The following is an 18,730-nucleotide window of genomic DNA, read 5'->3' on the forward strand; positions in this document are numbered from 1 at the left end:
GTGGTCGCCGTACTCGACGTCGCCGGCATGAACTACGCCGAGGCCCGCTACGCCCTGGACCGCGACCTGTTCCCCCACCGGATCATCCTCGGCACCGAGACCTTCCCCACCCGCATCGACGGCAACTGGCGGCTGGTGAAGCAACACGGCCACGTCATCGGCGACTTCACCTGGACCGGCTGGGACTACCTGGGCGAGGTCGGCATCGGACGCCCCCAGTACCTCACCCCCGACACGCCCCGCCCCTCCCACACCGCGCCCTACCCCTACCTGGTCGCGGGCTGCGGCGACATCGACATCACCGGCCACCGCCGCCCCGCCTCCCACTACCGCGAGATCGTCTTCGGCCTGCGCACCCAGCCCTACATCGCGGTCCGGCGGCCCGAGCACCACGGCAAGACCTACGCGGGAACACCGTGGGCATGGAGCGACACCGTCGCCGGCTGGACCTGGCCCGGCTTCGAGGGCAAACCGATCACCATCGAGGTCTACGGCGACGCCGACGAGGTCGAACTCCTCCTGGGCGGCCGCTCCCTCGGACGCCGGCCGGTGGGGGAGGAGCACCGCTTCCGCACCGAGTTCGAGACGGCGTACGAGCCCGGTGAACTCCTGGCCGTCGCCTACCGCGACGGCACCGAAACCGGCCGCACCACCCTCCGCTCCGCGACCGGCCCGGTGCGGTTGCGAGCCGAGGCCGACCGCCCGGTCATCACGGCAGCCGGCGGCGACCTCGCGTACGTCACCCTTTCCCTGACGGACCCGGACGGCACCCTCCACACCGCGGCCGACCGCCCGGTGCGCGTGGAGGTGTCGGGGGCGGGCGTCCTGCTCGGCTTCGGCAGCGCCGACCCGTCCACCGAGGAACGCTTCGACGCCAGCGAACGCCGTACGTACGAAGGCCGCGCCCTGGCCGTCCTCCGCCCCACCGGCCCCGGCAAGATCCGCCTCCTGGCCTCCGCACCCGAGTGCGATCCGGTCGAGGTCGTGGTCACCGCCGAGTAGCGTCCGAGGCGGACAGGAGAGATCCCGAGACGTCGGACCGGCGAAGACCGATGGTTGTGCAAAACGTTTTGGATATCTAGCTTGTGCGCCATGAGCGACAGAACGCCTCCGCCGACCGGCCGCCTCCTGGTGAGCGGGTGCGATGTGCTGCGGGTTCCGACGCAGGGCGAGTGCGAGATCCTGCGGGCGCAGGACATCGTGGTGGCGGACGGCGTCATCGAGGACGTACGACCCACCGGGGGCCCCTTCGGTCCGGGCCCCGCGGCCGACGTGATCGACGGACGCGGACTGCTGGCCGTCCCCGGACTGGTCAACGCACACACGCACAGCCCCATGGTGCTGATGCGCGGGGCGGCCGAGGACGTGACGGTCGAGGGCTGGTTCAACGACCGCGTCTGGCCCATGGAGTCCAACCTCACCCCCGCCGACGTACGGATCGGGGCGAGGCTGGCCTGCGCCGAGATGATCCGCTCCGGTGTCACCACCTTCGCCGACCACTACTTCTTCCCCGAGCAGATCGCCGAGGCGGTCGCCGAGACCGGCCTGCGGGCCGACATCGCGCCCACGTACTTCAGCAGCCGGGGCGAGGCAGCCCTGGAGGACACGGTCAAGTTCGCGGAGGCGTGGCACGGCCGCGCCGACGGCCGGGTCACCGTCTCGCTCGGGCCGCACGCCCCGTACACGGTCGACGACGGCGACCTGCGGACCCTCGCCGGGCACGCCCGCAGGCTCGGCCTGCGGATGCACATCCACGCCGCCGAGCACCTGGAGCAGACGCAGTCCAGCCTGGAGCGGCGCGGCATCACCCCGATCCGGGTGCTGCACGAGACCGGGGTACTGGAGGCCGGGGCGCTGATCGCGCACGGCTGCGGGATCGTCGACGACGACCTGCCGCTGCTCGCCGAGTACGCCGGCACGACCGCCGTCGCCTGCTGCCCCAAGGTGTATCTCAAGCACGCCCTGTCCCCGCTCACCCCGGTCCGCGACCTGCTCGCCGCCGGAGTCACGGTCGCCGTCGGTACGGACGGTGCCGCCGGCCACAACACGCTGGACGTGTGGGAAGCGCTGCGGCTGGTCGCCCTCACCCAGAAGCAGGCGGTGCGGGACGCCACGTGGATGACCGTCTCCGACACCCTGCGTCTGGCCATGCGCGGAGGGGCCCGTGCCCTCGGCCTGCAGAAGGAGATCGGGGCGCTGGAGCCGGGCATGCGCGCCGACATCGTCCTGACCGACCTGTCGGGGCTGCACTGCCGTCCGCTGCACGATCCGCGCGCCGCGCTGGTCTACAGCGCCCGCGCCGGTGACGTACGGACGGTCGTCGTCGACGGCCGGGTCCTGATGCGCGACGGCCGGCTGCTCACCGTGGACGAGCCCGCGCTGCTGGCCGAGGCCGACGCCCGGGTGGCCCGGATCCTCGACACCTCCCACGGGAGGGCGGTGCAGCACTATGACCCCTGAGCCGTACAACCGGGCGGCCGTCCGGCGCCCCGCGTCCATCAAGGACGTGGCCGCCGCCGCAGGCGTCAGCGCCACCACCGTCTCCCACGTCCTCAGCGGCAACCGGCCGGTCAACGAGCACACCGCCGCCCGGGTCCGCAGCGTCGTCAACCGGCTCGGCTACGTCCCGGCGTCGCTGGCCCGCAGCCTCCAGGCCGGTTCCACCTCGGTGATCGGCCTGCTGATCCCCGACATCAGCAACACCTTCTTCGCCGAACTCGCCAAGGGCGCCGAGGACGCCGCCCACGACCTCGGCTACGGCCTGATCCTGTGCAACACCGAGTTCGACGCCGACCGCGAGGACCGCTACCTCGGCATGATCCGCAGCCGGTTCATCGACGGCATGGTGTACGCCTCGGGGTCCCCGCCGTCCCGACGGAGGCTGGAGGCGCTGATGGGCAAGTTCCCCATCGCGCTCGCCGACGAGGAGGTCGAGGGCCTCGAAGGCGCCCTCATCGCCACCGCCGACCACGAGGCGGGCGGGCGGCTGGTCGGGGAGCACCTCCGGGCGCTCGGCCACCGCCGGGCCCTGATGCTGACCGGCCCACGCGCCCTGAAGAGCAGCAACGCCCGTGCGAACGGTTTCGTACGGGCCTTCCGCGGCGAGGTCGTCGAGTGCGTCGGCGACTTCAAGGAGACCTCCGGATACGGCCTCGTCGCCGAACTCCTCAAGGCGGGCGGTCTCCCCGACGACTGCACGGCCGTCTTCGCGGCCAACGACCTCATGGCGTTCGGCGCCCTCACCGCGCTCCGCGAGGCGGGACTGTCGGTGCCGGACGACGTCTCGGTGGTCGGTTTCGACGACATCCGGGCGGCCTCGCTGGCGCATCCGCCCCTGACCACCGTCCACCAGCCCGCTTACGACGTGGGCCGCACCGCCACCGCCCAACTCCTCCAGTACGTCACCCGGGGCGAGGTCCCACCCGCCTCCCGGCACACGCTTCCCGTCGAACTCAAGGTACGCGGCAGCACGGCGCCCACCGCCCGCTGACCCTCACCTGACCCAACTGCACACGCGGCGCACGCAGTTGCCGTGCCGCGTGGCAATACCCCCTGCCCCGAAAGGCGGTTCGCCATGCCCAGAGTGCTCGTCGTGGGCGAGTCCTGGTTCACCCACACGGTCCACCAGAAAGGCTTCGACGCCTTCCACACCTCCGAGTACACCGAGGGCGGAGGTGCCTTCCTGGACGCGCTCCGCTCGCGCGGCCACGAGGTGACCTACGTGCCCTCGCACGAGATCCCGAGCCGGGTTCCGGCCTCCGCCGACGGCTTCGACGCGTACGACGTCGTCGTCATCAGCGATGTGGGCGCCAACAGCTTCCAGCTCCCGCCCGAGACCTTCAACCGCTCCGTCCCCGCGCCCGACCGGTCCGAGCTGGTACGCGGCTTCGTGGAGGGGGGCGGCGGGGTGCTGATGATCGGCGGCTATCTGACCTTCAGCGGCATCGACGCCCGCGCACGATGGGGGCGGTCCCCGCTGGCCGCCGCCCTGCCGGTGACGATGCTGGACCGCGACGACCGGGTGGAGCTCCCGGCCGGCGCCGTCCCCGAGGTGGTGGGCGAGCACGCGGTCGTACGGGGCCTTGAGCGGTCCTGGCCCGCGCTCCTCGGCCTCAACGAGGTCACCGCGCGGCCGGAGGCGTCGCTGCTGGCCGAGTGCGCCGGGCATCCGCTGCTCGTCGTCGGCGACCACGGCGCGGGCAGATCGGCGGCGTTCACCTCCGACGTGGCACCGCACTGGGCACCGCCGCTGTTCCTGGACTGGAAGGGCTACCCCGAGCTCTGGGACCGGCTGGTGCGCTGGCTCGCGGGAGCGGAGCTGTGATGGCAGGACACGTGAGGACAACGTCCGTCACCGGCACACCGCACATCGCGGCTCGGCCGGGCGACTTCGCGCCGCTCGTGCTGATGCCGGGCGACCCGCACCGCGCCCGGCGGATCGCCGAGACGTTCCTCAAGGACGCGCGGCAGGTCACCGACGTACGCGGCGTCCTCGGCTACACCGGAAGCCACCTGGGCGTGCCGATGTCGGTGCTCGCCTCCGGCATGGGCATCCCGTCCGTGACGATCTACGCGACGGAGCTGTTCCGCCACTACGGCGTGCGCAGGATCGTCCGGGTCGGCACCGCCGGTGCGATCCCGGTCTCGGTCTCCGTACGGGATGTGGTGATCGCCTCCGCCGCGCACACCGACTCCAGCCTCAGCCGCCTCCTCGTGGACGGCGTGACCCTCTCGCTCGCTCCCTCCTACCGGCTGCTGCGTGCCGCCGCGGGCGCCGCCGAGCGGGAGCTCTCCGACGGCGAGGCCGTGCACATCGGACCGGTCTTCAGCAGCGACCACTTCTACCTCGACCGCCCCGCCCTCTTCGACGCCCTGGAGCGCCGGGGCACGCTCGCCGTCGAGATGGAGGCGGCGGGGCTGTACGCCGTGGCCTGTGCGGAGGGCGGCGAGGCCCTCGCCGTGCTGACCGTGTCCGACCACCTCCGCACCGGTGACGCCCTCACCGCCGAGGAACGCGAGACGGACTTCGACCGGACGCTGCGCATCGCCGCGACCGCGCTGCTCACCGATGTCTGAAATTCCCTCACCGGAAATCAAACCGAAACCGGGCAACGTAGCCAAAGCGTTTTGCACTTTCTACTGTCAACCCAGCCGCTCACTCGGCAACAAAATGATCAGGAGGTCGATGATGCGATACGGAAGAAGCGCCGCCGTCGCGGTGACAGGGATGCTCGCGCTGACCGCGTGCGGCGGATCGGGCGGGGACGACTCCGGAGCGGAATCCTCCGGCAAGCCGCGCATCAAATTGGTGCTCAATGGCGGGCTGGGCGACAAGTCGTTCTTCGACTCCGCCTACGCGGGCCTGAAGAAGGCCGAGAAGGACCTCGGCTACGAGCTCAAGGTGGTGGAGCTCGGCTCCGACCGCACCAAGTGGGAGCCCGGCTTCGAGGACGCCGCCTCGGCCGACGACTACGACATCCTCGCCGCCGGCACCTTCGACGTCACCGACTACATCGGCAAACTCGCCCCGGAATTCCCGGACAAGAAGTTCTGGGTCTTCGACGCGCCGGTCGACTACAGCGGCAAGAACGGCGCCTGTTCCAACAAGTGCGAGAACGTCTACTCCGTCACCTTCAAGCAGAACGAGGGCGGTTATCTCGCGGGATTCCTGGCCGAGAAGCTGGTGGCCGCGAAAGCCCTCAAGGGAACCGAATCGCTGAAGAAGGTCGGCGTCATGGGCGGCGTGAAGATCCCGTTGATCGAGGACTTCGTCGTCGGCTTCAAGTCGGGCTTCCAGGCCGCCGGCGGAAAGAACTCCGACGTCCTCGTGCAGTACGTGGGCGGCGACAAGCCGTTCGGCGACCCGGCCAAGGGCAAGGAGATCAGCACCGCCATGTACGGCCAGGGCGCCGCGCTGGTGTGGCCGGTCGCCGGGCTCTCCGGGCTCGGCACCTTCGAGTCGGCCGTCGGCGCCGAGCGGTACGCGTTCGGCGTCGACTCCGACCAGTACCAGACCCTCAGCGACCAGGCGCAGAAGGACATCGTCGTCACCTCCATCCTCAAGAACGTCGGCAACGCCCTGTACGAGGCCGCGCAGAAGGACCAGAAGGACTCCCTGAAGTACGGCGCCGTCTCCACCGTCGGCCTCGCCGAGGACGCCGTCGGCTATGTGAACGACGACCACTTCAAGGAGTTGGTGCCCGAGAAGATCCGTACCGAGGTCCAGGAAGCCGCCGACCAGGTCAAGTCCGGCTCCGTCACGGTGCCCAGCGCCCTCTAGCCGAACGGCCTTGATGATGAACGAGCCATGGGGCAAGGACGGACCGGCCGTCGCCGCCCGCCAGGTCACCAAGACCTACGCCAACGGGGTCCGGGCGGTGCGCGCCGTGGACCTGGAGGTCCCGCCGGGCGAGATCCGGGCGGTCGTCGGTGAGAACGGCGCGGGCAAGTCCACGCTGATGAAGATGTTCTACGGCCTCGAACAGCCCGGCGCGGGCGAGATCCTGGTCGGCGGACGGCCCCGGGTGCTGCGGGGCCCGGCCTCGGCGATCGCGCTGGGCGTGGGCATGGTGCACCAGAACCTCATGCTGGTGCCGTCCTTCACCGTCGCCCAGAACGTCGTCCTCGGCGTGGAGCCGGGCCGACGCGGCCTCGTCGACCCGAAGGCGGCCGTGGAGACGACCGCCCGGCTCGCCGAGGAGTCCGGACTCGTCGTCGACCCCAGGGCGCGCGTCGAGGAGGTGTCGGTCGGGATGCGCCAGCGCACGGAGATCCTCAAGGCGCTCCACCGGCGGGTCCGCGTGCTGATCCTCGACGAGCCGACCGCCGTGCTCACCCCGCAGGAGACCGAGGACCTGTTCGCCGCCGTACGCCGGCTGCGCGACAACGGGATGACCGTGCTGTTCATCTCCCACAAGCTGCGCGAGGTACGGGAGATCAGCGACAAGGTCAGCGTGATGCGCGCCGGCTCCCTGGTGGGGACGGTCGCCACCGCCGACGCCACCGAGCGGTCGCTCGCCTCCATGATGGTCGGCCGCGACATGTCCCTGGACGTGGACCGCACCCCTGCCCGCCCTACGCAGACCACCCTGCGGGTGCGGAGCCTCGGCTACGAGGCCCCGACCGGCCAGTCCCTGCACGGCCTCGACTTCGACGTGGCCGCCGGGGAGATCGTCGGCCTGGCCGGCATCGAGGGCAACGGCCAGAGCGAACTCGCCGAGATCCTCGCCGGGTTGCGCCGCCCCACCGCGGGCACGGTCCACATCGACGGCACCGACACGGCCGGTCTCGACGTGGCAGGGCATCGCAGGGCAGGCATCGGCTACGTACCGGAGGACCGGCTGCACAACGGCGCCGCTCTCGACGCGTCGATCGCCGACAACCTCGTCGTCGACCGCCACGACCGACCGCCCCTCGCCCGCCGCGGCGTCCTGCACCCGGGTGCCGTACGCGCCCACGCCGACCGGCTGATCGACCAGTACGCGATCCGCACGCCGGACCCGTCGGTCCCGGTACGCGCACTGTCCGGCGGCAACATGCAGAAGGTGATCGTCGCCCGCGAACTCTCCGCAGGGCCACGGCTGTTGATCGCATCCCAGGTCACCCGCGGGGTGGACATCGGCGCGATGCGGTTCATGTACGAGCGTCTCGTCGCCGCGCGTGACGCGGGCGCGGCCGTCCTGCTGATCTCGGCGGACCTCACCGAACTCCTCGCCCTCTCCGACCGGTTGCTCGTCCTCAAGGAGGGCCGCCTGGCCGCCCGGTTCGACGACACGACCGGCCTCACCGAGAAGCGCGTCGGCCTCTACATGCTCGGCGTCGAACAGCACGACCGCGACCGGCTCACGGCCGGCCTGGACGACCTCACGGCCGGCCTGGACGACCTCAAGGCCGGTCCGGATGACCTCAAGGCCGGTCCGGAAGACCTGGGGGAGACCCCGTGACCACCACTCCCATGACCCTGATCGAGACCGAGGACCGCCGCGAGTACAGGGAGACCCGGCGCCGAGACTTCGTCGTCGACCTCAGCATGGCCCTGGCCACCATCCTGGCCGCCCTGGCCATCGGCTTCCTCGTCATGCTCGCCACCGGCAACGACCCGATCCGCGCGTACGAAGTGATGCTCACCGGGCCGCTGGAACGCTCCTTCCGTGTCGGCCGCTGGCTGGAGGACGCCACCACGCTCACCCTGCTCGGGCTTTCGGTCGCGATCCCCTTCCGCGCCCGGCAGATCAGCCTCGGCGCCGAGAGCCAGGTGTACGCCGGTGCGCTGGCGGCCGCGACGGTCGCGATCTTCGTGCCGCTGCCGCCGGTCGTCGCTGTGATCGTCCCCATGGCCGCGGCCGCCGCCGCGGGCGCCGGGATGGGCCTGGTGCCCGGCGCGATGAAGGCACGCCTCGGCGCCAACGAGATCGTGGCCACGCTGATGCTCAACGCCATCGTCGTCCGCGTCTACGACTACCTGGTCAACGGCCCGCTGAAGGAGTCTGGCAGCAGCGCCGTGCACTCGAAGTCCATCCAACAGGACTCCGTACTCACGCCGTTGAGCGACTGGTTCGGCGTCCCGCTGGGCCGGGCCAACATCGGTTTCGGGGTGATGCTGCTGACCGCCGTCGCGCTGTGGCTGCTCATCACCCGCACCCCGCTCGGCTACCGCATCCGCATGACCGGGGCCAACCCCGACTTCGCGGCGTACGGCGGCATCCGCGTGCCCCGTGTCATCGAGTGGAGCTTCGTCATCGGTGGCGCCGTCGCGGGCCTCGCCGGAGCCCATCTCGTCCAGGGCGTGTACGGGCGACTGGAACCCGGGCTCGCCGGAAGCCTCGCCTTCGAAGGGATCGTGGTCGCGCTGCTGGCCAGGAACAACCCGCTGGTCGTCGTGGTCGCCGGACTCTTCTACTCCTACCTGCGCGCCGGGGGCGACATCATGGAACAGCAGACGGACGTCGGCACCGAGATCGTGGTGGTCATCCAGGCGGTCATCGTGCTGCTGGTCACCGCCCAGGCCCTGCCGAACCTGCTCAAGCGGCGAATGGCGCGGAGGCAGGTGGGCGTCCGATGAGTTCCGTGCTCGACGTCGTCCTCAGCAGTGCCTTCCTGGCGGCCGTGCTGCGGATCGCCACGCCGTACCTGCTCGCCGCGTTCGGCGGGCTGGTCGCCGAACGCGCCGGCATCAGCAACATCGCCCTGGAGGGCCAGATGCTCTCCGCCGCCTGCACCGGAGCGCTGGTCGCCGGCTACAGCGGCTCCGTCGCGCTGGGCGCGGTCAGCGGCGTCGCGATGGCGACACTGCTGGGCGTGCTGCTCGCCGCGCTGCGGCTGGAGCTGGGCGCCGACGCGATCATCGCGGGCATCGGCCTCAACCTCCTCGCCTCCGGCGGCACCGCCTACGCGGTCTACAGCCTCCTCGACGACAAGGGCGGCACCTCCGGCCTGAAGAGCGGCAGCCTGCCGACGGTCACCCTGCCGGGGGTCGAGAACGTGCCGGTGCTCGGCGATGTGCTGAGCGGCCAGAACCTGATCACCTGGCTGGCCTTCCTGGCCGCGCCGTTCGTCGCCTGGCTGTTCTACCGCACCCGCTTCGGCTTCCACCTGCGCGCGGTCGGCGAGATGCCCGACGCCGCCGAGTCGGTCGGGATCGCGGTACGGCGTGTCCAGTACACCGGACTCGCCCTCAGCGGGGCCCTCGCGGGACTTGCCGGGGTCTTCCTCAGCATGGGCTACGTCTCCTTCTTCGTACGGGACATGACGGCCGGCCGGGGCTTCATCGCCCTCGCCGCGGTGTTCCTCGGCGGCCTGCGGCCGTGGGGTGTCTTCCTCGCCGCGCTCGGCTTCGGAGCGGCGGAGGCACTGGCCGTGCAGCTCGGCACCCTCGATGTGCCACCGCAACTGGTGTCGACGATCCCGTACGTCATGACGCTGGTCGCCCTCACGCTGTACGCGTGGCGCCGCAAGCGCCGAGGCCGTTCTGTGCCGGCCGCCGCCTCGCTCTGACGCCTCGGCGCCACCCCTCGTCCCTCAACCACAGAGCTCTTCCACCACCCCGCGCCTCGCCGAGCGAACGGGCCGGCGAGCCATGCCCGCACGCCCGTGCGCCTCCCCTTGGAAGGACACTCATGCGCCACAGATCCCCAGCGCGCCGCAGACGCGCGCTCCTCGCCTCCCTCGCCGCGGCCGGCCTCCTCGGCAGCCTGGCCCTCACGAACGGCTTCGCGGCGGAACCCGAGACGGACACCTCCGGGAAGCCGCAGGACGTGCGGCTCCTCGACACCCTCACGGTGCCCGCCGGGACGAGCGAACTCGGCATGCCCTTCGGCGGGTTGTCCGGGATCGACTACGACCCGCAGTCCGGCGAGTACGTCGCCCTCAGCGACGACCGCTCGGAGAACGGCAAAGCGCGCTTCTACACCCTCCGACTGCCGCTCGACGGTTCAGCCTTCGCCGACGACAAGCCCGCCCTCGACGGCCTGACCGTGCTTGCCGACACCACCGGCGAACCCTTCGCCCCCAAGGCGGTGGACCCCGAGGCGATCCGCTGGACGCCGGGTGGCGAGAGCCTGCTGTGGACCAGCGAGGGCGCCTCTTCCGCCGGGCAGCCCGCCTTCGTCCGTGAGGCGGCCACCTCCGGCGGGTACGTACGCGAACTGCCGCTCCCCAAGGCCTACGCCCCCGTGCGGTCGGCCGCCGGCACACTCACCGCCGGGGTGCGCAACAACCAGGCCCTGGAAGGGCTCACCCTCTCCCCGGACGGGCGCACGGTGGCCACCATCACCGAGAACGCCCTCGTCCAGGACGGCCCCGCGGCCGGGCTGACGGTCAAGAGCCCGTCCCGGCTGCTGCAGATGGACCGTCGGACAGGCGAGCCGAAGGCGGAGCACGTCTACGAGGTCGACCCGATCTCCGACGCGCCCACCGCACCCCTGCCCGCCCCGGTCGGCACGTACTCGGCGGACCGCGGAGTCTCCGAGATCCTCGCCATCAACGAGACCGACTACCTCACCGTCGAACGGTCCTTCGCCTCCGGTGTCGGCTTCTCCATCCGCCTCTACTGGACCAGCACCATCGGCGCGACGGACGTCAACGGCAAGGACGCCCTGTCCGGCACCGAGAAACCGATGCCGAAGAAGCTGCTGTACGACTTCACCACCTCCGGCACCGACGCCGACAACGTCGAGGGCATCACCTGGGGACCGCAACTGCCCGACGGCTCCCGCTCGCTCGTCCTCGTCGCCGACGACAACTTCGGCTTCAACGGCAGCGTCACGAAGTTCCACCTGCTGTCCGTCCGCCCGGATCTCCTCGCCACCCGCACCCCGGACGTCAACGGCGACGGTGCCGTCAGCGCCAAGGACCTGGCGGCCGTCCCGACCGCCGGCGCGGCCGGAGACCTCGACGGCAACGGCCGTACGGACGCCGCCGACGTCCGGCTCTGGATCTCGTACACCCGCGCCTTCCCCACAACCCGGAACCCGCCGTCCACCGTCGACGTCCAACTGCTGTCCTTCAACGACTTCCACGGCAACCTGGAACCGCCCACCGGACGCGACGCCAACCTCGGCTCCAAGCTCGACCCGAAGTCGACGCCGGTCGGCGGCGCCGAATATCTCGCGACCCGGCTGGGGCAGCTCCGGCAGGGCACCGACACCTCGCTGACCGTAGCCGCGGGCGACATCATCGGCGCCAGTCCCTTCCTGTCCGGCCTCTTCCACGACGAACCCACCGTCGAATCCATGGAGAAGCTGCACCTTGACGTCACCAGCGTCGGCAACCACGAGTTCGACGAGGGCACCGACGAACTGCTGCGCATGCAACACGGAGGCTGCCACCCCGAGGACGGCTGCTACCTCAAGGACGAGCCGTACGACGGCGCCGACTTCCCCTGGCTGGCCGCCAACGTCATCGACCGCGCCTCCGGCAAACCCCTCCTGGCGCCCACCTGGGTGAAGGAGGCGGACGGGGTGAAGGTCGGCTTCATCGGCATGACCCTGGAGGGCACGCCCGAGGTCACCGGCCAGTCCGGCATCAAGTCCGTACGCTTCCTGGACGAGGTCGAGACCGCCAACGCCTCCGCCCGCGAACTGCGGCGTCAGGGCGTGGAGGCGATCGTCGTGCTGCTGCACGAGGGCGGGGTGCAGGCGGGATCGTACGGTCAGTGCGACGGCATCTCCGGCCCGATCGTGGACATCGCCAAGAAGCTCGACCCGGCGATCGACACCGTGGTGACCGGCCACACCCACCAGCCGTACATCTGCTCCCTGCCCGATCCGGCGGGGAACCCCCGCCTGGTCACCTCGGCGTCGTCGTTCGGCCGGGTGGTCACCGAGACCCGGCTGACGGTGGACCGCCGTACCGGGGACGTCGTACGGGACCAGGTCGCCGCGATGAACCATCTCGTCACCCGCACCGGTGCCAAGGACGCCGACCAGAGTGCCGTCATCGACAAGTGGAAGGCCCTGTCGGCGCCGCTGGCCAACCGGCTCGTCGGCAGCGTCACCGCCGACATCACCCGCTCCGAGACCCGCGACGCCGAGTCCGACCTGGCGAACCTCGTCGCCGACGCCCAACTCGCCGCGACCTCGGCACCGGAGCGCGGTGGGGCGCAGATCGCCCTGATGAACCCGGGCGGGGTGCGGGCGGACCTGGTGTACGCGTCGTCGACGGGTGGTGAGGCGCCCGGGGAGATCACGTACGCGGAGGCCTTCGCCGTACAGCCCTTCGCCGGGTCCCTGGTCTCCGTGAACCTGACAGGGGCTCAGATCGAGAAGATCCTGGAGGAGCAGTTCAACGACTCCGGCACTCGGGCACCCACCCTCATGCTCGGCGTCTCCAAAGGCCTGACGTACTCCTTCTCGCGCGGCGCCCCGGTCGGCGACCGTATCGACCCGGCGTCGATCACGCTCGACGGCGAACGCCTGAAGCCGGACGCCACCTACCGGGTGACCGCGAACACCTTCCTCGCGGCGGGCGGCGACGGATTCACCACCTTCGCCGAGGGCACCGACACCATCGGCGGCGGGGACGACATCGCCGCCCTCACCGACTACCTCACCGCCCACAGCCCTCTCGCCCCGCCCGGCACCGACCGGGTGACCGAGCTGCCCTGACGACAGCCCCGGCCGGAGACGTCCCGCGGCTCGGCGGGGCGATTCCGTTACGCTGGAGGTTCGTCCAATGATTGGGGTCGTCATGCCGGAGGAGTCGACGCCGGGCCCGTTGGGTACGGCGATGCGCGAGGTGACGTTCCCGGACGGGTCTCGGGGAATCATCCTGGTCAGGGCAGGTACGCCGCAGGCGGAAGCGGAACAGCTCGCGGCGCAGGTGTGGCGGGACACGCCCGACAAGTAGTCGCCCGCGACAGGAAGATCCTGCCCGGAATCCGGGTGGGATCTTGCTGTGTGCAAACTCAGAGCGGCTCAGGACCTGTCGTCGGGCTCCCCTTACGCCCGGGAGGGGCGTGCTCGTTCATGCGAGTGACTCCTGGTGTGCGGGCTGGTCGTCGGTCTGCTGGAAGGCAGTCGTGACCTGTCGCATGCGCAGCCGTTCCAGCGTGTCCAGCTGGGCGTGGGCGCGTTCCAGCAAGTCGTCGAGGTGCACGGGATCCAGACGGTTGTCCGCGTCGGACAGCCGGCGCAGCGTCCGCCAGGCGGCGGCCTTACCCTCCACGCCCAGACGCAACAGCTCCAGTTCCAGCATGGGGCTGAGCGGAGAACGCCTGACGAGCCGGCCGTTGGCCTTGAGCCGGCCCACCCTCTCGGCCAGTCGGCCCGCGACGATCTTGTAGCGGCGTACGGGGACCTCGAGCCCCCGCATGATCTTCAGCAGCTCTGCCCGGTCCTCGGCGATCTCGTCGGCGATCGGCCGCACGGCGTCGGTGAGCGCCGGGTCCCGCTCGGACTCGGCGTCGGCCAGTATCCGCGCCCGGTCCACGGCGAGGCCGGCTCCGGCGAGGTGATCGTTGAGGTAGATGCCGAGCAGGTCCGTGTCGGTCAGGTTCGGGCGGTCGTCCATCAGACCTCTCCCTTCGTGATCGGCGACGTCCGGCGGCTGCCGAGTACCCCGGGGGCCCGGTCACACTCCGCGGCACGGACCGTGGCCGAGACCCTTGCCGCCCGTCACGGCGACGGGGCGCCCCGACGGCCTGCGCGAGGCACTGGACACCGCTCGCGCCGAACCGTGGCTGTCTCCGTAGCGGTCCGGGCACGGAGAGTCCGCACCGCAGGTCGCGGGTGAACGCCTGCCCGGAGCCCGGAACGCTCCCCACCGGGCCCCGGCATGCCGGAAGCTGCGATCGGAATCCGCGGGGCCAGCCGTCCCGATCGAGCGCCGCCCCGACCCCTTCGGCCCCAACTGCCCCCCGGGATTCGGGCTTGCCGCCGTGTTCCGGGTCTGGCACGATCACTGCGCTCGTCACCCCACCAACGGGTGGCGGCCTCAAGGAGGTCCGGTGTCCAGGCGGTGGCTGTTCCTGTCGGCGGCCGCGGCGCTCATAGTCGCCTCCTTGGTCGCGGTGTTCCTCTCCGACCACGAGGCCGACGCCGGGCATGCCGCGGCCACACCCGTCGCCGGCGCCTCGGCGAACACCTCGCCCACGACGCGGTCGCCGAGCCCCTCCGGCAGCGCGACCACCGCGTCGGCGAAGCCCTCGGCCAAGGTCACTCCGCGGACGCCGTCCGCCGGCGCGAGCAGCGCGTCGGCGAAGCCGTCGGCCACGGACGTCCCACAAGCGGCCTCCGGCGGCGCACCGCCCGCGGGGCGGATACGGCCCGGCGTCACTTACGAAGGAGTCGCCACCTTCTACGACTCGGACGGCTCAGGCGCCTGTCTGTACGACCCGAGCGCCGACGTGATGACCGGGGCGATGAACTCCGCCGACTACGAGTCGGCCAAGGCGTGCGGAGCGTACGTGTCGGTCCGCGCGGCCAACGGGACCTCCCTCACGGTCCGCATCACCAACGAATGCCCGGGGGAGTGCGTGCCCGGGCAGATCGACCTCAGTGCAGAGGCCTTCGCCAAGCTCGCCGACCCCACGCTCGGCCGGATCGCGATCACATGGAAGCTGGTGAGCCCCAGCACCTCCGACACGATGGCCGTCCGGTACAAGACCGGGTCCAGTCGTTACTGGTGCGGCATCCAGGTGATAGGCCACCGGAATCCGGTGGCACGGCTGGAGGTGCGCGACGGCAGCGGTTGGCGTCAACTGGCGCGTACGGACTACAACTACTTCCTCTCCGAAGACGGCACCGGCTGCGGCGGCGCGATCAGGGTCACCGACATCTTCGGAGAACGACTCACCGTCGACGGGATCGCGATCCGGCCGAACGTCGTGCAGTCCACCCAGGTCCAGTTCGCCCAGCGCTGACCCCGAAGCCCGCGATCCCGGCCCGCCCCCTTCTCATTACTTCCTGGGCAGACGCATCGACCAAGTGCTCCGTGTCGCCGAGCACGAGCCCTCACGGCTGTTGGACATGGTGTCGGTGGCCGGACCGACGCCGATGCACATCCGGGTCCGGGGTGACGCCGCTGGCCACTACCGTCTGGCGGCGCCGGTCATGGCGAAGACGCGGGTCAGGCGGGGAAGACGTGGTCGTGGCTGACCCGGCGGGACCGCAGCAGCAGCCCGCCGTCCTCGCCCCGGACCAGGACATCGTTGACGACACAACTCGGGCCGAACTCCGGCTCCTTGACGTCCGCGTGGACGGTGAGCACCAGGCAGTAGCTCGTCGCCGTGATCGAGCCGTCGGCCGCCTCGTCCAACGCCACGTGGTTGAACCAGTGCCGGCGCTGGATCCTTTGGGCGTCGAACTTCCGGTGGAAGTCCTCCAGGACGTCCATGATCCCGGCACGGGTGTGGGCGGCAGGCAGCGAGGGGGAGTGCTTGAACTCGCCGTCCTCGGTGAAGGTCGCGGCGTAGCCGGCGAAGTCGCGGCCGTCCAGCTTCTGCATCTGGTGGCCGTAGAACGACAGGACTTCGGCATACAGGCCGGTGGGAAGCGCTGTGATGGTCATACGGCCACGGTCGTCCCGAGGCCTCGAAGGCCGCTCGAGCCGGGTTCGAGCGGGCACTGTCAGCCTCATCGCCATGAGCACCGTGACAGTGATCGGGGCGGGCACGATCGGCCTGGGATGGATCAATCTGTTCAGCGCCAGCGGGCTGACCGTACGGGTCAACAGCCGCAGGCCTGACGTTCGGCGCATCGTGCGAGAGGGGCTGGAGCTGTTCTCCCCGGGCCGGGCGGACGAGCTGGCCGAGCGGATCGAGTACGAGCCGGACATCGCACGGGCGGTGGCCGGAGCGGACCTCGTCTCCGAGAACGCCCCCGACGACCTGCCCCTCAAGCAGCGGCTGTTCGCCGAGATCGGCGAGGCAGCCCCGGCCCGCGCACTCGTACTGTCCTCGACATCGAAACTGCTCCCCGACGATCTGAGCCGTGACATGGCCGGGCCCGGCCGGCTGGTCGTCGCCCATCCGTTCAACCCGCCGCACATCGTCCCCCTGGTGGAGGTGATCGGCGGGGAACGCACCGACCCGGAGGCCGTCGAAAGGGCGGTGGCCTTCCTGGAGTCGGTCGGGCGGACCCCGGTCGTGCTGCGCAGGGCGCTGCCCGGCTTCGCCGCCAACCGGCTGCAGTCCGCGCTGCTGCGCGAGAGCATCCACCTCGTCCTCGAAGGCGTGGTGACCGTCGAGGAGCTCGACCGGATCGTCACCGAGTCGATCGGGCTGCGCTGGTCCACCATCGGACCGTTCCACGCCTTCCACCTGGGCGGCGGCCCGGGCGGGCTGCGCAAGTGGCTCGAGCATCTCGGCAGCGGCCTCGAACAGGGCTGGCGCGGGCTCGGACAGCCCGCCCTCACCCCGCAGGCCGTCGAGACCGTGGTCGAACAGACCGAAGCCGCCTATGGGCACCGGACCTATGCCGAACTCGTCCGGGACCGTGACGACCGCCACCACGCCGTACTGGCCGCCCTCGGGCGGGCCGACCAGTCGCAGGAGGAGAAGAAGTGATGCGTGCCGTGCAGTTCGACCGGTACGGCGCCCCCGACGTCCTGTACGTCGCCGAGCGCCCGGTCCCCGAGCCCGGCCCCGGCCAGGTGCGGATCGCCGTCGAGGCGGTCAGCGTGGGCCATGCACAGACCCAGATGCGGCGCGAGGTCTTCCCCGCGCCCATGTGGCGGCCCGTCTTCCCCGTCGTCCTCGGCGGCGACGTGGTCGGCAGGATCACCGAGGTGGGACCGGGCGTCGAGGGCCTGCGCCCGGGGGACCGGGCCGGGGCCTTCACCCTCTACGGCGCCTACGCCGAGCAGGTCGTCGTCGACGCCGCCACCGTCGTACCCGTACCCGAGGAGCTGGACGCAGCCGAGGCCGCGGTCCTCCCGGGCACCGGACTGATCGCCCTCGGCATTCTCAGGACCGGGCAACTCCGCAAGGGCGAGACCGTGCTCGTGCATGCGGCGGCCGGCGGTGTGGGCCACATCGCGGTCCAGCTCGCCCGGGCGGCCGGGGCCGGCCAGATCATCGGCACCGCGGGCGCGGTCGCCAAGCGCGAGTTCGCCCGCGCGACCGGCGCCGACGCCGTCGTCGACCACCGCTCCCCGGACTGGGCCGAGGAGGTCCGGGAACTCACCGGCGGACGCGGACCCGACCTGATCCTGGACGGCGTCGGCGCCGAGGTCCTGCAACAGGGCATCGGCCTGCTCGCCCCGGGCGGCCGGCTGGTGTTCTACGGCTCCTCCGGCGGCGAGCTGGAGATCCCGCAGGTGTCGGTGATGGACCTCATCGGCATCAAGTACGTCACCGGCTTCGCGCTGTCGGCCTGGCGGGGCGGCCGCCCGGACGAGTACGAGGCGGGCGTCGCCGAGCTCACCCGCCTCCTGGCCGACGGACAGGTGAAGTCCGCCGTACATGCCCGGCTCCCCCTGGAGCAGGCCGCCGAGGCGCACGCCATCGTCGAGGCCAGGGCCCAGCTGGGCCGGGTCGTGCTCATCCCCTGACGTCCCTTGTGACGTCCCCTGAATTTCCTGACCTTTCATCCCGAGCCGTATCCGTTTCGCATTCCGGAGTTCGAAGGAGAACGTTCCATGACGTCGTTGGGCCAGCAGGGAATACGTCTGACCACCGCGGCCGGGCTCGCACTGGCGGGAATCGTGAGCCTGAGCGGCAGCGCGCACGCCGCGACCGTCGCCGTGCCGTACGAGTGCCGCACCTGGGTGCAGGGCAACACGCACCCGGTCTACGACTACCAGCGCGGATTCGATGTCGCCGTGCCCGCCTCGGTCCGCCCGGGCGAACGCTTCCAGGCCACGTACGACCCGGCCCCGATCACCGCATTCGCCGAGTACAACAAGACCGTCACCGATGTGCGGGTCGCCTACCGGATCCCGGCGGGCGCGAAGGTCAAGCACGTCAAGCTCACCGGCGGCAGCGGCCTCGGCGACTCCACTCTCTCGGTCAAGGTCGAGGGCGAGGACATCACCGTCAGCGCGTCCGGCCCTCTCGAGGGCGGCGTCGAGTTCGACCTGCCGACACTGAAGGTCACCTACAAGGCACCGAAGGACACCGGTACGCTCAACTTCGTTCCTGGCGGCTCGAGTTATGAGCAGCCCGGCTTCTACTGGTACCGCTACCAGCCGATCCTGGACGAGTGGGGCCCGTTCGAGTGCTTCCCCGACCCGGCGAAGCCCCAGACCGTCCTGGCCAGCACCCAGGTCAAGAAGTAGCAGCAACCGTCAACCA

Annotated in this window: 17 protein-coding genes and 1 pseudogene; 16 read left to right on the top strand and 2 right to left on the bottom strand. The window is 70.9% G+C overall.

The genetic code is table 11. The annotated features are described in order from the left end of the window. The 11 genes from ADK57_RS21450 (at window position 1) to ADK57_RS49995 (ending at window position 13,344) form a co-directional block, all read left to right on the top strand. The gene (locus ADK57_RS21450) at window positions 1-1,002 is read left to right on the top strand and encodes a DUF4982 domain-containing protein (protein WP_234390342.1); all 1,002 of its coding nucleotides are present in this window, start codon (window positions 1-3) and stop codon (window positions 1,000-1,002) included. A gap of 90 nt (window positions 1,003-1,092) precedes the next feature. After that, complete coding sequence (locus ADK57_RS21455; RefSeq protein ID WP_053751115.1) at window positions 1,093-2,460, top strand: amidohydrolase; 1,368 nt, start codon at window positions 1,093-1,095, stop codon at window positions 2,458-2,460. Beyond that, window positions 2,450-3,490 (top strand): LacI family DNA-binding transcriptional regulator, encoded by a 1,041-nt coding sequence (locus ADK57_RS21460; protein WP_053751116.1) that lies wholly within the window; start codon window positions 2,450-2,452, stop codon window positions 3,488-3,490. The genes ADK57_RS21455 and ADK57_RS21460 overlap by 11 nt, the downstream gene beginning before the upstream one ends. Window positions 3,491-3,574: 84 nt before the next feature. Beyond that, complete coding sequence (locus ADK57_RS21465) at window positions 3,575-4,324, top strand: glutamine amidotransferase (protein WP_053751117.1); 750 nt, start codon at window positions 3,575-3,577, stop codon at window positions 4,322-4,324. Continuing rightward, window positions 4,324-5,076, top strand: a complete 753-nt coding sequence (gene deoD, locus ADK57_RS21470; protein WP_053751118.1) for a purine-nucleoside phosphorylase — start codon at window positions 4,324-4,326, stop codon at window positions 5,074-5,076. The genes ADK57_RS21465 and deoD overlap by 1 nt, the downstream gene beginning before the upstream one ends. A gap of 112 nt (window positions 5,077-5,188) precedes the next feature. Then, window positions 5,189-6,280: a BMP family lipoprotein gene (locus ADK57_RS21475; protein WP_234390344.1), complete on the top strand. Its 1,092-nt coding sequence runs from the start codon at window positions 5,189-5,191 to the stop codon at window positions 6,278-6,280. Between the two features lie 13 nt (window positions 6,281-6,293). Continuing rightward, a complete protein-coding gene (locus tag ADK57_RS21480; RefSeq protein ID WP_078973253.1) occupies window positions 6,294-7,943 on the top strand; it encodes an ABC transporter ATP-binding protein in 1,650 nt (549 codons plus the stop codon). After that, window positions 7,940-9,061: an ABC transporter permease gene (locus tag ADK57_RS21485; protein ID WP_234390346.1), complete on the top strand. Its 1,122-nt coding sequence runs from the start codon at window positions 7,940-7,942 to the stop codon at window positions 9,059-9,061. The genes ADK57_RS21480 and ADK57_RS21485 overlap by 4 nt, the downstream gene beginning before the upstream one ends. Further along, the gene (locus ADK57_RS21490) at window positions 9,058-9,993 is read left to right on the top strand and encodes an ABC transporter permease (RefSeq protein WP_053751120.1); all 936 of its coding nucleotides are present in this window, start codon (window positions 9,058-9,060) and stop codon (window positions 9,991-9,993) included. The genes ADK57_RS21485 and ADK57_RS21490 overlap by 4 nt, the downstream gene beginning before the upstream one ends. 122 nt (window positions 9,994-10,115) lie before the next feature. Beyond that, entirely contained in the window at window positions 10,116-13,103 is a 2,988-nt protein-coding gene (locus ADK57_RS47655) for an esterase-like activity of phytase family protein (protein ID WP_078973254.1), read from the top strand. A gap of 67 nt (window positions 13,104-13,170) precedes the next feature. Then, window positions 13,171-13,344, top strand: coding sequence for a hypothetical protein (locus tag ADK57_RS49995; RefSeq protein ID WP_159050117.1), 174 nt, complete (start codon window positions 13,171-13,173; stop codon window positions 13,342-13,344). Window positions 13,345-13,461: 117 nt separating this feature from the next. Here ADK57_RS49995 and ADK57_RS21500 read toward each other — a convergent pair whose 3' ends face one another. Next, complete coding sequence (locus tag ADK57_RS21500; RefSeq protein WP_053751121.1) at window positions 13,462-14,007, bottom strand: hypothetical protein; 546 nt, start codon at window positions 14,005-14,007, stop codon at window positions 13,462-13,464. Window positions 14,008-14,443: 436 nt separating this feature from the next. Between ADK57_RS21500 and ADK57_RS21505 the strand changes: the two genes are divergently transcribed. Both ADK57_RS21505 and ADK57_RS52480 read left to right on the top strand, forming a co-directional pair. Further along, entirely contained in the window at window positions 14,444-15,358 is a 915-nt protein-coding gene (locus ADK57_RS21505) for an expansin EXLX1 family cellulose-binding protein (RefSeq protein WP_053751122.1), read from the top strand. 37 nt (window positions 15,359-15,395) lie between these two features. Further along, window positions 15,396-15,593: pseudogene (locus ADK57_RS52480) on the top strand (hypothetical protein); the annotation flags it as partial. Here ADK57_RS52480 and ADK57_RS21510 read toward each other — a convergent pair. Then, on the bottom strand, window positions 15,565-16,005 hold the full coding sequence (locus tag ADK57_RS21510; protein ID WP_053751123.1) for a nuclear transport factor 2 family protein: 441 nt from the start codon (window positions 16,003-16,005) through the stop codon (window positions 15,565-15,567). The pseudogene ADK57_RS52480 and the gene ADK57_RS21510 overlap by 29 nt on opposite strands. A 73-nt stretch (window positions 16,006-16,078) precedes the next feature. Between ADK57_RS21510 and ADK57_RS21515 the strand changes: the two genes are divergently transcribed. The 3 genes from ADK57_RS21515 (at window position 16,079) to ADK57_RS21525 (ending at window position 18,714) form a co-directional block, all read left to right on the top strand. Further along, complete coding sequence (locus ADK57_RS21515) at window positions 16,079-17,002, top strand: 3-hydroxyacyl-CoA dehydrogenase NAD-binding domain-containing protein (protein WP_053751124.1); 924 nt, start codon at window positions 16,079-16,081, stop codon at window positions 17,000-17,002. Further along, complete coding sequence (locus tag ADK57_RS21520; RefSeq protein WP_053751125.1) at window positions 17,002-17,988, top strand: quinone oxidoreductase family protein; 987 nt, start codon at window positions 17,002-17,004, stop codon at window positions 17,986-17,988. The genes ADK57_RS21515 and ADK57_RS21520 overlap by 1 nt, the downstream gene beginning before the upstream one ends. An 87-nt stretch (window positions 17,989-18,075) precedes the next feature. Beyond that, window positions 18,076-18,714: a hypothetical protein gene (locus ADK57_RS21525; protein ID WP_053751126.1), complete on the top strand. Its 639-nt coding sequence runs from the start codon at window positions 18,076-18,078 to the stop codon at window positions 18,712-18,714. Window positions 18,715-18,730 lie beyond the last annotated feature (16 nt).

It is taken from the genome of Streptomyces sp. MMG1533, from assembly GCF_001279775.1.
Classification (GTDB): domain Bacteria; phylum Actinomycetota; class Actinomycetes; order Streptomycetales; family Streptomycetaceae; genus Streptomyces.